This window comes from Bradyrhizobium sp. WYCCWR 12699 (assembly GCF_032144035.1).
Lineage (GTDB): Bacteria > Pseudomonadota > Alphaproteobacteria > Rhizobiales > Xanthobacteraceae > Bradyrhizobium.
The window spans coordinates 82,314-96,912 of the sequence record NZ_JAVTJN010000039.1 but is presented as its reverse complement, the minus strand read 5'-3'; the positions used below and the strand labels follow the sequence as shown (position 1 = coordinate 96,912).

The window sequence follows — 14,599 nt, the reverse complement described above, 5'->3', positions numbered from 1 at the left end:
GCAAACGGTTCAATATGTGTGCAGATCCTTGTTCCCCGCGTCCGATCGGCGCGGAAGATGCCTGTTGAAAAGGCGATTGTACTAGGGAAGTGGCATGGAAGTTCTGACCAACGCCGAAATGCAGCGCGCGGACCAGCTCGCCATCGCGGCCGGCACCCCCGGTTTCAAGCTGATGCTGAGCGCGGGCCAGGCGGTCGCGGAGGCCGCCCAGGCGCTGGTGGAGGAGGGGCCTATCCTGATCGTGGCCGGTTCCGGCAACAATGGCGGTGACGGTTTTGTCGCAGCCGCCGAGCTTGCTGCCCAGGGACGGGAGGTCTCGGTGATCGCCATGTGCGAGCGCGAGCAGCTCCAGGGCGATGCGGCCTCCGCCGCGCGCGGCTGGAAGCACCCGCTGCTCCCGTTCAATCCGCAGGCGATCGGAAAGCCTGCGCTGATCATCGACGCGCTGTTCGGCGCGGGCCTCAGCCGGCCCGTCGAGGGAGAGGCGCGCGCGATGATCGAGGCGATCAACGCCAACGGCGCCGTGGTGCTCGCCATCGACCTGCCGAGCGGCATCAACGGCACCAGCGCGGCCGTGATGGGCGCAGCGGTGAATGCCGCCGAGACCGTCACCTTCTTTCGCAAGAAGCCGGCGCATTTGCTGCTGCCGGGCCGGATGCATTGCGGCCGCGTGCGCGTCGCCGACATCGGCATCGATGCGCAGGTGCTGGACGAGATCGCGCCGCAGACCTTCGAGAACGATCCGGAGGTCTGGGGCGCCGCCTTTCCGATACCGCGCATCGACGGCCACAAATACGCGCGAGGGCACGTGCTGGCGGTCTCGGGCGATGCCGCGGCAACCGGGGCGGCGCGGCTCGCCGCGCGCGGCGCGCTGCGGGCAGGGGCGGGCCTCGTGACGCTGGCGAGCCCGCGCGATGCACTCGCGATCAACGCGGCTGCGCTGACGGCGGTGATGGTTCGCCCCGTCGACACCGTGGTCGAATTCGGCGAGCTGCTCGGCGACAAGCGCTACGGCACCTGCATCATCGGCCCCGGCGCGGGCATCGGTGAGCGCACCTGCGATCTCGTCCACACCGCGCTGAGCGCGCAGCGCCACCTGGTGCTCGATGCCGATGCGCTGACGAGCTTTGCCGCAACCCCAGAGCGCCTGTTCGAATCGATCAAGTCCTCAGGTGACAACGCGGTGGTGCTGACGCCGCATGAAGGCGAGTTTCCGCGCCTGTTCTCCGACCTCAGCAACAAATTTCCGGGCCGTTCCAAGCTGGAGCGTGTGCGCGCCGCCGCCGAGCGTTCCGGCGCCGTCGTGCTCCTGAAGGGGCCGGACACCACGATCGCCGCCCCCGATGGCCGCGCCACCATTGCCGCCAATGCGCCGCCCTGGCTCGCCACCGCCGGCGCCGGCGACGTCCTCTGCGGCATCATTGCCGGCCTGCTCGCGCAGGGCGTGCCGGCGTTCGAAGCCGCCAGCATCGGCGTCTGGATGCACGGCGAGGCGGCACGCGAAGCCGGGCCGGGACTGATTGCGGAGGACCTCACCGAGACGCTGCCAGCCGTGCATCGGCGGATCTATGACGCGCTGGGGGTGGAGTATTGAGCGCTCACTCCACCGCGTACCACCGCACCAGCCGTGGTGCGGCCCAGTCGGTGGCGACGGATTCGAGAAGCCAGCGGCCGGACGCGGTCGCCGCGAAGGCGATGCGGTGGGTCTGGCCGGGTTCGATCGCGAGCGTGTCGAGCCAGTAGGGCTTCCAGCCGTCGTCGAGCTTGTCGAGCAGCCGGAAGGGGTGACCGTGCAAATGGAAGACGGTCGTGACGGGGGCGGGGTTCTTCAGGGCGAGCACGACGGTGCGGCCAGTCCTGGCCCGGAAGGCGGGGGCGGAGGCCGTGGAGAAATTCACAGGCCGCGCCCAGCCGACGTCGGGGGCCCCGAGCGCGACATCGAACCGCAGGGCGCCTCTCAAGTCGAGCCTCTCGGGAAGGTCGTTCGACGGGAGCGGCTGCGGCGGCGCCAGCGGAACGCGCCGCTCCAGCTGGTCCGAGATCTTGAGGCTGCCGATCGGTTGCGCCGCCTTGCCGTCATGCAGCAGGAACTGGGCTGATGCCGCCGCATCCACGACGGCGTCGGCCCGTGCGCCGGGCGCCAGCACCAGGGCGCCATTGCGCGCCGAAAACGGCTCGGCCGGCTGTCCGTCCAGGGCCAGCACGCGGACGTCGTAGCCTTCCAATTTGATAGCGAGAACAGTGCGTTGAGAGCCGTTGATAAAGCGCAGCCGCAGCCGTTGATGGCCCGAGGCTGAGAGTTCGAATGAAGTCTGCCCGTTGACCGTATAGAGCGGTGTCGCGTCCTTCGGGTCCTGGCCCGGTGGCACAGCGGTGCCATCCGGCCTCAGGCGCCATTCCTCGATCAAAAGCACTTCGTCACGATCGGCGGCAACCGGGCTGGTCTCGGCTGCGATGACCGGAAGCGGGCGCGCGGGATGCTTCAGGCCATCCTCGAACAGGCGGAAGTCGGCCAGCAAGGTTCCGGCGTTAGACACTGAAATAATTGACGTTTCGACCGCATTCGGTGGCGCGGGCGCGCGCCCCCGCAGCGGGTCGGTCGTCACGGGGCCGTTGAGGCCGTACCAGACTGGCGCAAGTGGCACAGGAAGGTCGTTCTGAAACACCACTTCGCAACGGTCGCCACGCCTCAGACGGACGTCCCGGAGATGGCTTGCGGCGGCCAGCTCCCAGATCGGTGTAGCCGGCTGTCCTGGTTTGAGAGCCAGGGTGGACGCCCTTGCCTGAAGGGCGAGCTGGGCGGTCACGGGCGGGGTTGCTCCGCCCACCATCGCACCGGCTGCGGACGCTCCAAGCCCGGCCAGAAGTCCGGCCAGAACCTCGCGCCGATCGGGGTGAAAGATCCGCGGTTTCATGGGGCAATCCGGACCACGCCGCGCTGGATAAGTCCAGCCGCCGTGCCTACTTGAAGCCTGCCTCCATCAGGCCATTTTTTTGCTGCGAACAGTCAGGCACATGCTATAAGCCCGGCCGCCCGCGGCATCGCGGCCGGTCTTGATGCAACTTCACGCGGGCGTGGCGGAACTGGTAGACGCGCTGGATTTAGGTTCCAGTGACGAAAGTTGTGGGGGTTCGAGTCCCTCCGCCCGCACCAAGCGCTTATCGCGTTTGCACGGATTACGAGGGCCTGCTTTCGCGCGGATGTCTGTCCGCTGGGAGCCGGTCCGATTGAAGCACCGGCGTTGAGGCGTTTGCCTTGCGCCGGATCGATTAATGACAGCGTCCCGACGCATGCGCGCCGGGACCGAACGAGAAGAAGATTGGACGCCATGCAGGTCACAGAGACCCTCTCGGAAGGTTTGAAGCACGAGTTCAAGATCAGCGTTCCCGCGTCTGATCTCGACGCCAAGGCCGGCGCCAAGCTCGTCGACCTCAAGGACAAGGTCCGTATCAACGGCTTCCGTCCCGGCAAGGTGCCGGTCGCTCACCTGAAGAAGGTCTACGGCCGCTCGGTGATGGCCGAGACCATCGACCAGACCATCCGCGACACCAATACGCAGCTGTTCTCCGAGCGCGGCTTCCGCCTTGCGACCGAGCCGAAGATCACCATGCCGAGCGAGCAGGCCGAGGTCGAGGAGCTCCTCAGCGGCAAGACCGACCTGACCTACACGGTCGCGATCGAGGTCGTGCCGTCGATCGCGCTTGCCGACTTCAAGACCTTCGAGGTCGAGAAGCCCGTCGCCGACGTCACCGACGCCGACGTCGACGAGGCCATCAAGCGCATCGCCGATACCAACCGCACCTTTGCCGACAAGGGCGAGGGCGCCAAGGCCGCCTCGGGTGACCGCGTCACCATCAACTTCAAGGGCAGCATCAACGGCGAGGTCTTCGAGGGCGGCACCGGCGAGGGCATCCAGGTCGCCATCGGCTCCAACACCTTCATTCCCGGCTTCGAGGAGCAGCTGATCGGCATCGGTGCGGGCGAGACCCGCACGCTGAAAGTGTCGTTCCCGAAGAACTACATGAACGAGAAGCTCGCCGGCCAGCCGGCCGAGTTCGAGACCACCGCGACGCTGATCGAGGCGCCGCAGGACCTCGCGATCGACGACGAGTTCGCCAAGACGCTTGGCCTCGAATCGCTGGACAAGCTGAAGGAAGCCGCGCGCGAGCGTCTGGTCGCCGAGTTTGCCGGTGCGACGCGCCAGCGCGTCAAGCGCGCCTTGCTCGACCGCCTCGACGAAGCGCATCGCTTCGAGGCACCGCCCTCGCTGGTCGATGAAGAGTTCAATCTGATGTGGAACTCGGTCAAGGCCGAGATGGATTCCGCCGGCAAGACCTTCGCCGACGAGGACACCACCGAGGACAAGGCCAAGGAAGAGTACCGCAAGATCGCCGACCGCCGCGTGCGGCTTGGCCTCGTGCTGTCCGAGATCGGCGAGAAGAACAAGATCACGGTGACCGACGATGAGGTCGGCCGCGCCGTGATCGAGCGCGCGCGCTCGATGCCGGGCCGCGAGAAGGAGGTCTGGGACTATTACCGCAGCAATGCCCAGGCGTTGGCCCAGCTCCGTGCACCGATCTATGAGGACAAGGTCGTCGACTTCATCCTCGAACTCGCCAACGTGACCGAAAAGAAGGTCTCCCGCGAGGACCTCTACAAGGACGACGAGGCGGAAAAGACCGCAGCCTAAGGGGTTGAGTCAGCCATCCATTAAGAATGATCTGCGAAGAGGCCCAGCTAGCCAGATGGCCGGCTGGGCCTCTTTGTGCGAATCAGCTTCAACTGCCCGACGGATTAAGCCTTAATGCGCTCCGCACTTGTCAGAAGCGAATTGGGCTATATCTGTCGATACGCCTTCTACATCTACCCAAGTTCCTGCATCACACGACGTCCACTCGCCCTTCCGGCAAATCCAGCGAAGCTGGCAAGCCTTCCCGGCGATGTCCGTCTCCGAAAACCCTAGGTGACTCATGCGCGATCCGGTTGAAACCTACATGAACCTCGTGCCCATGGTGGTCGAGCAGACCAACCGTGGCGAGCGCGCCTACGACATCTTCTCGCGCCTCCTGAAGGAACGCATCATCTTCCTGACCGGGCCGGTCGAGGATGGTATGTCGACGCTGGTCGTCGCCCAGCTCTTGTTCCTCGAGGCGGAAAATCCGAAGAAGGAAATCTCGATGTACATCAACTCGCCGGGTGGCGTGGTGACGTCGGGGCTTGCGATCTACGACACCATGCAGTTCATTCGTCCGCCGGTCTCGACGCTGTGCACGGGGCAGGCCGCCTCGATGGGCTCGCTGCTGCTCGCCGCCGGCGAGAAAGACATGCGCTTCTCGCTGCCGAACGCGCGCATCATGGTGCACCAGCCCTCCGGCGGCTTCCAGGGCCAGGCCACCGACATCATGCTGCACGCCCAGGAAATCCTGAACCTGAAGAAGCGGCTCAACGAGATCTACGTCAAGCACACCGGCCAGACCTACAAGGCGATCGAGGACGCGCTGGAGCGCGACAAGTTCCTGACTGCGAACGACGCCAAGGAGTTCGGCCTGGTCGACAAGGTCATCGACAAGCGCGCTGAGGAGCCGGCAGCCGCGAAGACCCAGTAACACTACTGGGATGGACGGCGATCCCTCGGCAAGCCCTGGGACCGCCGGTTACCTTTCAGGTGGCGTTCACGCTATGGACGCGTGTGCGCATCGCAAAACGCAGTTTTGCGCCCTGCGACAGGCAGAAAGTTCCGCTTTCGTGCTTGTTTTTCGTGGCAATCCAGCAACGCCGCGGTGATTTCGGTCACTTCGCCCGTGCCAAGACCGGAAATCACGGTATTGTCACGGGTAGCCGACGACCCCCGATTAGCGAATTCTTGATAGTCGGGTGACAGCATGGTTGGCTACGAATGATCGGCTATGATCGCGGAGAATCGAGCGACCGTGATTCGCACGGGATGTAATGCGTAGGGTCTTTTTTGGTACGGAATTTGCTCTACTTAAGCTTCATGCCGGCCATCGTGTCGGAATGGAGCGATCGAGCGGAACGGGATCGAACCGCGGACGGAGACATGAATGAGTAAGGTCGGCACGAGCGACTCCAAGAACACGCTATATTGCTCGTTCTGCGGCAAGAGCCAGCACGAAGTCCGCAAACTGATCGCGGGTCCCACGGTCTTCATCTGCGACGAGTGCGTCGAGCTCTGCATGGACATCATCCGCGAGGAGAACAAGTCCTCGCTGGTCAAGTCGCGCGACGGCATTCCGACGCCGAAGGAAATCTGCAAGGTCCTGGACGATTACGTCATCGGCCAGAGCCATGCGAAGAAGGTCCTGTCGGTCGCGGTGCACAATCACTACAAGCGCCTCAACCACCAGACCAAGCACAACGACGTCGAACTCGCGAAGTCGAACATCCTGCTGATCGGTCCGACCGGCTCGGGCAAGACGCTGCTCGCGCAGACGCTCGCCCGCATCCTGGACGTGCCCTTCACCATGGCGGATGCGACGACGCTGACCGAGGCTGGATATGTCGGTGAGGACGTCGAGAACATCATCCTGAAGCTGCTTCAGGCCGCCGACTACAATGTCGAGCGGGCCCAGCGCGGCATCGTCTACATCGACGAAATCGACAAGATCAGCCGCAAGTCCGACAATCCCTCGATCACGCGCGACGTGTCGGGTGAGGGCGTGCAGCAGGCGCTGCTCAAGATCATGGAAGGCACGGTGGCTTCGGTCCCGCCGCAGGGCGGCCGCAAGCATCCGCAGCAGGAATTCCTGCAGGTGGATACCACCAACATCCTGTTCATCTGCGGCGGTGCGTTCGCCGGCCTCGAGAAGATCATCTCCGCGCGCGGACGGTCGACCTCGATCGGTTTCGCCGCCCAGGTGATGGCGCCGGAAGACCGCCGGACCGGCGAGATCTTCCGTCACGTCGAGCCTGAGGATCTCTTGAAGTACGGCCTCATCCCCGAGTTCGTCGGCCGTCTGCCCGTCGTGGCGACGCTGGAGGACCTCGACGAGACCTCGCTGAAGAAGATCCTGACCGAGCCGAAGAACGCGCTGGTGAAACAGTACCAGCGGCTGTTCGAGATGGAGAACATCGAGCTGACGTTCGCCGACGAGGCGCTTGGCGCGGTCGCCCGCAAGGCGATCGAGCGCAAGACCGGTGCGCGCGGACTGCGCTCGATCCTCGAAGCCATCCTGCTCGAGACCATGTTCGACCTGCCGGGCCTGGAAGGTGTGGAAGAAGTCGTGATTTCCCGCGAAGTCGTGGAAGGAACGGCGCGTCCGCTCTACATCTACGCCGATCGGTCCGATCGCGCCGTCGAGAACGCCAGCGCCTGATCCGGCGGCGCTGGAACGCTCCAATCGTACCTGCAAATTGGGCTGCGGAATCATATCTCCGCAGCCGGTGTTGCGTCGCTTACCGCGTTGCGTAAGCGCCTGATGGCGCGCGTCTTTCAATGACTTGACACCCCCCGGGTCGATAGCCACCTAATGTCGGCGGCGAGCAAAAATTCTCTTCCAGATTCGCCTCAGTTCCGATCCGGCGAGCCGGTCCAACTCGAAAGGGACCGATCGGTCTTGCGGATCACCTCGGCACCTTGTGGCGGTTGCGCGTGAGCGGAGCGGACTGCGTGCAGGGGGGCAAAGCAAAAGGAAAAGGCCATGACTAATCCAAAACCCAGGCCAACCATCGTCCATGGCGAAACGCACGCCTACCCCGTGTTGCCGCTGCGCGACATCGTCGTCTTCCCGCACATGATCGTTCCGCTCTTCGTCGGCCGCGAGAAGTCGATCCGTGCGCTCGAAGAGGTGATGAAGAACGATGCGCTGATCATGCTCGCGACGCAGAAGAACGCGTCCGACGACGATCCGGCGCCCGATGCCATTTACGAGACAGGTACGCTCGCCAGCGTGCTGCAGCTCTTGAAGCTCCCTGACGGCACCGTGAAGGTGCTGGTCGAAGGGCTCGAGCGTGCGCGCGTGCAGAAATACACCGATCGCGCCGACTATTACGAAGCGACCGCGATTGCGCTCGCCGACACCGACGCGAAGTCGGTCGAGGCGGAGGCCATGGCGCGCTCGGTCGTGTCCGACTTCGAGAGCTATGTGAAGCTCAACAAGAAGATCTCGGCCGAGGTCGTCGGCGTCGTGCAGGCGATCACCGATTTCGCCAAGCTCGCCGACACCGTTGCCTCGCATCTCGCCGTCAAGATCGCGGACCGCCAGGGCATCCTGGAGACGCTGTCGGTCACCACGCGCCTGGAGAAGGTGCTGGGCCTGATGGAGAGCGAGATCTCGGTGCTGCAGGTCGAGAAGCGCATTCGCTCGCGCGTCAAGCGCCAGATGGAGAAGACCCAGCGCGAGTATTATCTCAACGAGCAGATGAAGGCGATCCAGAAGGAACTCGGCGACGACGACGGTCGCGACGAGCTCGCCGATCTCGAAGAGAAGATCTCCAAGACCAAGCTCTCCAAGGAAGCGCGCGAGAAGGCGCAGCATGAATTGAAGAAGCTGCGCCAGATGTCGCCGATGTCCGCGGAAGCGACGGTCGTGCGCAACTATCTGGATTGGCTGCTGTCGATCCCGTGGAACAAGAAGTCCAAGGTGAAGAAGGATCTGGAGCAGGCGCAAGCCATCCTGGATTCCGATCACTATGGGCTGGAGAAGGTCAAGGAGCGCATCGTCGAGTATCTCGCGGTGCAGTCGCGCGCCAACAAGCTGACGGGCCCAATCCTGTGCCTCGTCGGGCCTCCCGGCGTCGGCAAGACCTCGCTCGGCAAGTCGATCGCGAAGGCGACGGGGCGCGAGTTCGTGCGCGTCTCGCTCGGCGGCGTGCGTGACGAGGCCGAGATCCGCGGTCACCGCCGCACTTATATCGGCTCGATGCCGGGCAAGATCATCCAGTCGATGCGGAAGGCGAAGTCGTCCAACCCGCTGTTCCTGCTCGACGAGATCGACAAGATGGGCGCCGATTTCCGCGGCGACCCGTCCTCCGCCTTGCTCGAGGTCCTCGACCCCGAGCAGAACGGGACGTTCAACGACCACTATCTCGAGGTCGACTACGATCTGTCCAACGTGATGTTCATCACGACCGCGAATACGCTCAATATTCCGGGCCCGTTGATGGACCGCATGGAGATCATCCGGATCGCGGGCTACACCGAGAACGAGAAGGTCGAGATCGCGCGCAAGCACCTGATCCCGAACGCGGTGTCCAAGCATGGCCTGGACTCCAAGGAGTTCTCGATCGACGACGACGCGCTGCTGCTTCTGATCCGCCGCTACACCCGCGAAGCGGGCGTGCGTAACCTGGAGCGTGAGCTCTCCACACTCGCCCGCAAGGCGGTGAAGGAGCTGATGATCTCCAAGAAGAAGTCGGTCAAGGTCACCGAGAAGACTCTGGAAGAGTTGCTCGGCGTGCCGAAGTACCGCTTCGGCGAGATCGAGAGCGAGCCGCAGGTTGGCATCGTCACCGGCCTGGCCTGGACCGATGTCGGCGGCGAGCTGCTGACGATCGAAGGCGTCATGATGCCCGGCAAGGGCAAGATGACGGTCACGGGCAATCTGCGCGACGTGATGAAGGAGTCGATCTCCGCGGCGGCGTCCTATGTCCGCTCGCGCGCGATCAACTACGGCATCGAGCCGCCGATGTTCGACCGCCGCGACATCCACGTGCACGTGCCTGAGGGCGCGACACCGAAGGACGGTCCGTCGGCGGGCGTCGCGATGGCCACTGCGATCATCTCGGTCATGACCGGCATCCCGGTCCGCCACGATGTCGCGATGACCGGCGAGATCACGCTGCGCGGCCGCGTGCTGCCGATCGGCGGCCTGAAGGAGAAGCTGCTGGCTGCGGCCCGCGGCGGCATCAAGACGGTGCTGATCCCCGAGGACAACGCCAAGGATCTCACGGAGATTTCCGATGCGATCAAGGGCGGCATGGAGATCATTCCGGTCTCCCGGCTCGACGACGTCGTCGTCAAGGCGCTGGTCAAGAAGCCGACGCCGATCGTCTGGGAAGAGGACACCAAGGTGACGGTGAAGCCTGACGGCGACGAAGCCGCCGGCGGCCTGACCGCTCACTAGGCCATCGCAAAAGATGATAAGACGGCGCCTTCGGGCGCCGTTTTTGTTTTGGGGCAAGGCATGCCGGTGGAGAAGGCATGGCGGTTGAGAAGGCACGGCGAAGGAGGGGGAGAGGGCGATGCAGATCGACGGGCAATGCCATTGCGGCAAGATCACCTATCAGGCCGAGGTCGCCCCCGAGGCCGTGTCGGTGTGCCACTGCACCGACTGCCAGACCCTGACCGGCTCGCCGTTCCGGGTGACCGCGATCTGCGGCGCGGCGGACGTCAAGCTCACTGCCGGCACGCCAAAAATCTACGGCAAGCGCGGCGACAACGGCCGGATGCGCTTCCAGCACTTCTGCGCCGATTGCGGTTCCCCGCTGTTCACCAGCGGCGAGGGCGAGGCGGCCGATGATTGGGGCATCCGCTGGGGCTCCATCCGCCAGCGCGACAAGCTGCGGCCTGTCAGGCAGATCTGGTGCCGGTCGGCGGCGGTGTGGATCGACGCGGTGCCGCTGCTGCCGGGAAGGCCAGGGGATTGAGATGGCGCGGGCCTGGCCTGCCGAGCCGTAGCCCGCGAAGCGAGCGAAGGCTGGTGGGCGGTCACGGATTCGAACCGCGGACCCTCTCGGTGTAAACGAGATGCTCTAACCAGCTGAGCTAACCGCCCCACGGCGCCTCTTTACCGCCTTGGCGGGTGCCGGAGCAAGGGCCGAGCGCCGCCCCAAATCGCAGTTTGGTCCGAGGTTTCACGCCTGGCAGGAGCAGCCCTGCAACGGGCTCCGCTGCAGGGCACGCTCTGTCATCGCGTGAATCCCGGATCCGGCCGATGGTCCATCGGCCGTGCTCGCGGGCGCTGCGCCCCCCGGCCGGGAACCCCGCCTGATTGTCAGGCCGTCTTGGTGAACATCGTCAGGACGCCGTCGGCGATGTTGATCGCGACGACTTGAGACGAGCTCAGGCCCTTGGCCTTGAGGACCGAGGCTGCCTGCGGCGTGGCGTCGATGGACTGCCGAAGCGACTGGATGTCCTTGTCGCTCGTGTGCGCTACCAGCTCATCGACTTTCGCGCGCACCGCCGGCTGCAATTCCTTGACGTCGACGACCTCGATGCTTCGGATCACCGTGCTGGACTGAGCGGAGGGCTGTTCCGTGCCGGCTTGCGGCGATGCTCCCTGTGCCTGCACGAGAGCAGGTGTTCCGAGCGAGAGAGCTGCAACGATGACGGATGCGGTAAATCTGCGCATGGGCATGCCTTTTCCAGTTTGAAGAATGGCAAAACCTATCGGCGAAATCTGGTTGGCATCTGATTCCGATGTGGCCGTTCGGTGAAACCAATGCGGCCGCAATGCGCAGAGGCGAGACGCACTGCGCCGCGCTTGCCGGCGCCAAAGCTATCGTGCTGCCAAGTCCTGCTGAAGGTCCTGCCGGGCGACCTCGCCCGGGGCAGCGCCGGCGGGATGTTCGACCGCGGGCTTGGATTGACCAAGCCGGGCGAGCGGATTGGCCAGGAAGCGGGTCAGCGGCTTGATGGCGGGTTTTTCGACCAGCACGTAGACCAGCCAGGCGATCGCAGCGAGGAAGGCGGGGAGGACGAAGGCGCGGATCAGCATGTCGCCCGTGGAGTCACGGCCCACATGCGCCCAACGCAGGATCATCATCCCGACGTCCTGATGGATCAAATAAAGCGGATAGCTGATGACGCCGATGAAGGCGAGGGCGCGAAAGGCGCGCGGCAAGATGTGGTCGTAGCGCACGGCAAGATAGACGGCGGTCGTGCCGGACCACAGCAGCAGCGACCGGTACATTTCGATCGGGACGGACGGCTGCTTGACGTTGAATTTCAGGTGATAGAGCTCGACGGAGAATGCCACGAGGATTCCCGCGATCGCCTCGCCAGTGCGTCCCCTGACGAGGGCCGCGACGCTCATGCCGGCGATGAAGAACGGAAAGAAATCGTTGGAGGTGTAATATTCGGTGCTGGTCGTCAGGGTCCGGAAGATGGTCACTGCACACAGCAATGCCAGCAGGCGATGCTTGAGGCCCAATGCCATCATCAGAAAGCAGAAGACGTAGAACTGAAATTCGATCTGCAATGACCAATAGGCGCCGTCAGGCAGGTTATAGTTCACCTGCAGGACGTTGAGCGTCGGAAGCGCGATCAGCGTGTAGACGTAGTGCCCCCATTTCAGCCCGCGGCCGGGCTCGACCAGCTCGGGCGCGAGAATCTTGAACAGCGTCGTCAGGAAGCCGCAGACGATCAGCGCGGGCAGCAGGCGGCCAAGCCTCTTGGCGTAGAAGTGCCACGCCGTCTGCGACGTCTCGACGCTGAACGCGATGCAATAGCCGCTGATGATGAAGAACAGCAGGACGCCGAACGTGCCCCGGTTGAAAGCCTGCATCGGGACGAAGTGGTACAGCAGCACCCAGATGATGGAGATGGCGCGCAGGCAATCGATGCCGACCGATCGTTCCGATTTCAACGCCTTTCTCCTCTCCGGGCGACTTAACACAGCGCCTTACGGTTGTGTCAACTTGGCGCGCATGGCGGCATCGGGCGGCCGTTCCGGCACCCGGCTGAAATCGGCCTTGCGGCGGGCAACGACATGCGGATAAGCCTTTTGGGCAGAACGGGATCGGTACTTTTGCGGAGAGCTTGATGCAACAACCCAGCGGACACGAGCAGAACGCCGATCAGATCGCCTATTGGAACGGGCCGAGCGGACAACGCTGGGCGGATCGCCACGCGGCCCAGGAGAGCCTGCTCGGCCCCATCGCCGACGTGCTGATCGACCGCGCCAGGTTGAAGCCTGGCGAGCGTGTTCTCGACGTCGGCTGCGGCTCCGGCGCGACGACGTTTGCGTTCGCGAAGGCGGTGGCGCCCGACGGTTTTGCGCTCGGCCTCGACGTGTCCGAGCCGATGTTGTCCCAGGCGCGCGCGTTCGCGCCAAAAGGCCTGCCGCTCGATTTCGTGCTGGCGGACGCGACGGTCCATCCGTTCGAGCCGGCAAGCTTCGATCTGCTCGCCTCGCGCTTCGGCGTGATGTTCTTCGCCGATCCCGTCGCGTCGTTCACCAATCTCCGCGGTGCGCTGAAGCCGTCAGGACGGCTCGCCTTCGCGTGCTGGCGCGAGCCGAAAGAGAATCCGTGGATGATGGCGCCGCTGATGGCGGTGTACAAACACGTGCCCAAAATGCCGCCGGTCGGGCCGGAGGAGCCGGGTCCGTTCGCCTTCGCCTCGGAGGAGCGCGTGATGCGCATCCTCGAGGGAGCCGGCTTCACCGCCGTAGCGATGGAGCCGCACAATCTGTCGATGGACGTCGCGATCGGTGGTGGCCTCGATGCCGCGGTGGACGGCGCGCTGCAGATCGGGCCGGCCAGCCGTGCGCTGCAGGGCCATCCGCCCGAGACCTATGCGGCCGCAAGAGCCTCGATCCGCGACATGCTCACGCCGTTCCTGAAGGGGCAGAGCGTGGCGTTGCAGGGTGCGATCTGGATCGTGACGGCGAAGGCGGGGTAGGGCTGCTTCGCGAGGCTGGTGCAGCAACGGGCCCTCACACCACATCATCCGGCGCCAGCGCACAGCCATTGTCCGGATGCGTCTCGATCTGGAGCGTGGTGTGGCCGATGCGGAAGGACGTCTTCAGGAGCTGCGCGGTCTCCATCAGGAATGCGTCGGCGGTGCCGGCGGGCATCACGAGATGGCAGGTCAGCGCCGTCTCGGTGGTGGAGATCGGCCAGACGTGGAGATCGTGGATCGCCGAGACGCCAGGGCGTGCCAGCAGGAATGCCCTGATCGCGGCAAGGTCCGTCCCTTTGGGCGCGGCCGCCATCGACATGTCGATGGAGCCGCGCAGCAAGCTGGTGGTGCTCCAGAGGATGGTTAAGCAGATGACGAGGCTGGTGACGGGATCGAGCCAGAGCCAGCCGGTCCAGATGATCAGCGCCGCCGAAACGACGACGCCGAGTGACACCGCAGCGTCCGCCGCCATGTGCAGATACGCGCCCTCGATGTTGATGTCGTCCTTGCGTCCGCTGGCGAACAGCATCGCGGTGAAGCCGTTGATGAGGATGCCGATGCCGGCGACCACCATCACGGTGACGCCTGCGACCGGCTCCGGCTGGCGCAGGCGCAGGATCGCCTCCCAGCCGATGGCACCGGTCGCGACCAGCAGGAACACCGCGTTCGCCAGCGCCGCCAGGATGGTGGAGGCGCGAAAACCGTAGGTGAAGCGGCCGCTCGGCGCGCGCTGCGCCGCGATCGAGGCGCCCCAGGCCACGACCAGGCCGAGCACGTCGGACAAATTATGGCCGGCATCGGCGAGCAGGGCGGTGGAGTTGCCGAGATAGCCGTAAATTGCCTCAGCCACGACCAGCGCGGTGTTGAGGGAAATCCCGATCGCGAAGGCCTTGCCGAAATTGGCGGGGGCATGGACATGTGCATGGCCGTGCCCATGACCATGGTCGTGGCCATGATCATGCGAATGGCCGGCATGATCATGGTGGTGATGACCGTGATGGTCGTGGCCGCCCAAT

11 protein-coding genes and 2 tRNA genes are annotated in these 14,599 nt (G+C 64.6%); 8 read left to right on the top strand and 5 right to left on the bottom strand.

Annotated elements, in window-relative coordinates; translation table 11 throughout:
* The first annotated feature begins 94 nt into the window (after window positions 1-94).
* Window positions 95-1,594: an NAD(P)H-hydrate dehydratase gene (locus tag RPS27_RS31245; protein ID WP_212069035.1), complete on the top strand. Its 1,500-nt coding sequence runs from the start codon at window positions 95-97 to the stop codon at window positions 1,592-1,594.
* Window positions 1,595-1,598: 4 nt separating this feature from the next.
* Here the strand turns inward: RPS27_RS31245 and RPS27_RS31240 are convergent, their stop codons facing one another.
* Window positions 1,599-2,915 carry a multicopper oxidase domain-containing protein gene (locus tag RPS27_RS31240; RefSeq protein ID WP_212069034.1) on the bottom strand — a complete coding sequence of 439 codons (1,317 nt, stop codon included), beginning with the start codon at window positions 2,913-2,915 and terminating at the stop codon, window positions 1,599-1,601.
* A 154-nt stretch (window positions 2,916-3,069) separates the two neighbouring features.
* On the opposite strand from RPS27_RS31240, the gene RPS27_RS31235 reads away from it, so the two are divergent.
* The 6 genes from RPS27_RS31235 (at window position 3,070) to RPS27_RS31210 (ending at window position 10,606) form a co-directional block, all read left to right on the top strand.
* Window positions 3,070-3,154: transfer RNA gene (locus tag RPS27_RS31235), tRNA-Leu, on the top strand.
* Between the two features lie 175 nt (window positions 3,155-3,329).
* Entirely contained in the window at window positions 3,330-4,691 is a 1,362-nt protein-coding gene (gene tig, locus RPS27_RS31230; RefSeq protein ID WP_194407825.1) for a trigger factor, read from the top strand.
* A gap of 280 nt (window positions 4,692-4,971) precedes the next feature.
* Window positions 4,972-5,607, top strand: coding sequence for an ATP-dependent Clp protease proteolytic subunit (locus RPS27_RS31225; RefSeq protein ID WP_063194797.1), 636 nt, complete (start codon window positions 4,972-4,974; stop codon window positions 5,605-5,607).
* A gap of 456 nt (window positions 5,608-6,063) precedes the next feature.
* Complete coding sequence (clpX, locus tag RPS27_RS31220; protein ID WP_018320118.1) at window positions 6,064-7,335, top strand: ATP-dependent Clp protease ATP-binding subunit ClpX; 1,272 nt, start codon at window positions 6,064-6,066, stop codon at window positions 7,333-7,335.
* Between the two features lie 324 nt (window positions 7,336-7,659).
* Window positions 7,660-10,083: an endopeptidase La gene (gene lon / locus RPS27_RS31215; protein WP_194407826.1), complete on the top strand. Its 2,424-nt coding sequence runs from the start codon at window positions 7,660-7,662 to the stop codon at window positions 10,081-10,083.
* A gap of 118 nt (window positions 10,084-10,201) precedes the next feature.
* Window positions 10,202-10,606 carry a GFA family protein gene (locus tag RPS27_RS31210; protein WP_212069033.1) on the top strand — a complete coding sequence of 135 codons (405 nt, stop codon included), beginning with the start codon at window positions 10,202-10,204 and terminating at the stop codon, window positions 10,604-10,606.
* 51 nt (window positions 10,607-10,657) lie between these two features.
* Here the strand turns inward: RPS27_RS31210 and RPS27_RS31205 are convergent.
* The 3 genes from RPS27_RS31205 to RPS27_RS31195 form a co-directional block, all read right to left on the bottom strand.
* Window positions 10,658-10,734, bottom strand: a tRNA-Val gene (locus tag RPS27_RS31205).
* 219 nt (window positions 10,735-10,953) lie between these two features.
* A complete protein-coding gene (locus RPS27_RS31200; protein ID WP_211416785.1) occupies window positions 10,954-11,316 on the bottom strand; it encodes a hypothetical protein in 363 nt (120 codons plus the stop codon).
* Between the two features lie 141 nt (window positions 11,317-11,457).
* Complete coding sequence (locus RPS27_RS31195; RefSeq protein WP_212069032.1) at window positions 11,458-12,546, bottom strand: acyltransferase; 1,089 nt, start codon at window positions 12,544-12,546, stop codon at window positions 11,458-11,460.
* Between the two features lie 176 nt (window positions 12,547-12,722).
* Here RPS27_RS31195 and RPS27_RS31190 point away from each other — a divergent pair, with 176 nt between their 5' ends.
* Window positions 12,723-13,583, top strand: coding sequence for a class I SAM-dependent methyltransferase (locus RPS27_RS31190; RefSeq protein ID WP_212069031.1), 861 nt, complete (start codon window positions 12,723-12,725; stop codon window positions 13,581-13,583).
* Window positions 13,584-13,617: 34 nt separating this feature from the next.
* Here the strand turns inward: RPS27_RS31190 and RPS27_RS31185 are convergent, their stop codons facing one another.
* Window positions 13,618-14,598 carry a cation diffusion facilitator family transporter gene (locus RPS27_RS31185; protein ID WP_212069030.1) on the bottom strand — a complete coding sequence of 327 codons (981 nt, stop codon included), beginning with the start codon at window positions 14,596-14,598 and terminating at the stop codon, window positions 13,618-13,620.
* Window position 14,599 lies beyond the last annotated feature (1 nt).

What these genes read in the sequence shown, in the direction of transcription:
- RPS27_RS31225 (WP_063194797.1), top strand. Translation starts at nt 4,972, where the DNA reads ATGCGCGATCCGGTTGAAACCTACATGAACCTCGTGCCCATGGTGGTC.
- RPS27_RS31200 (WP_211416785.1), bottom strand. Translation starts at nt 11,316, where the DNA reads ATGCCCATGCGCAGATTTACCGCATCCGTCATCGTTGCAGCTCTCTCG.
- RPS27_RS31240 (WP_212069034.1), bottom strand. Translation starts at nt 2,915, where the DNA reads ATGAAACCGCGGATCTTTCACCCCGATCGGCGCGAGGTTCTGGCCGGA.
- RPS27_RS31245 (WP_212069035.1), top strand. Translation starts at nt 95, where the DNA reads ATGGAAGTTCTGACCAACGCCGAAATGCAGCGCGCGGACCAGCTCGCC.
- RPS27_RS31210 (WP_212069033.1), top strand. Translation starts at nt 10,202, where the DNA reads ATGCAGATCGACGGGCAATGCCATTGCGGCAAGATCACCTATCAGGCC.
- RPS27_RS31190 (WP_212069031.1), top strand. Translation starts at nt 12,723, where the DNA reads ATGCAACAACCCAGCGGACACGAGCAGAACGCCGATCAGATCGCCTAT.
- clpX (WP_018320118.1), top strand. Translation starts at nt 6,064, where the DNA reads ATGAGTAAGGTCGGCACGAGCGACTCCAAGAACACGCTATATTGCTCG.
- lon (WP_194407826.1), top strand. Translation starts at nt 7,660, where the DNA reads ATGACTAATCCAAAACCCAGGCCAACCATCGTCCATGGCGAAACGCAC.
- tig (WP_194407825.1), top strand. Translation starts at nt 3,330, where the DNA reads ATGCAGGTCACAGAGACCCTCTCGGAAGGTTTGAAGCACGAGTTCAAG.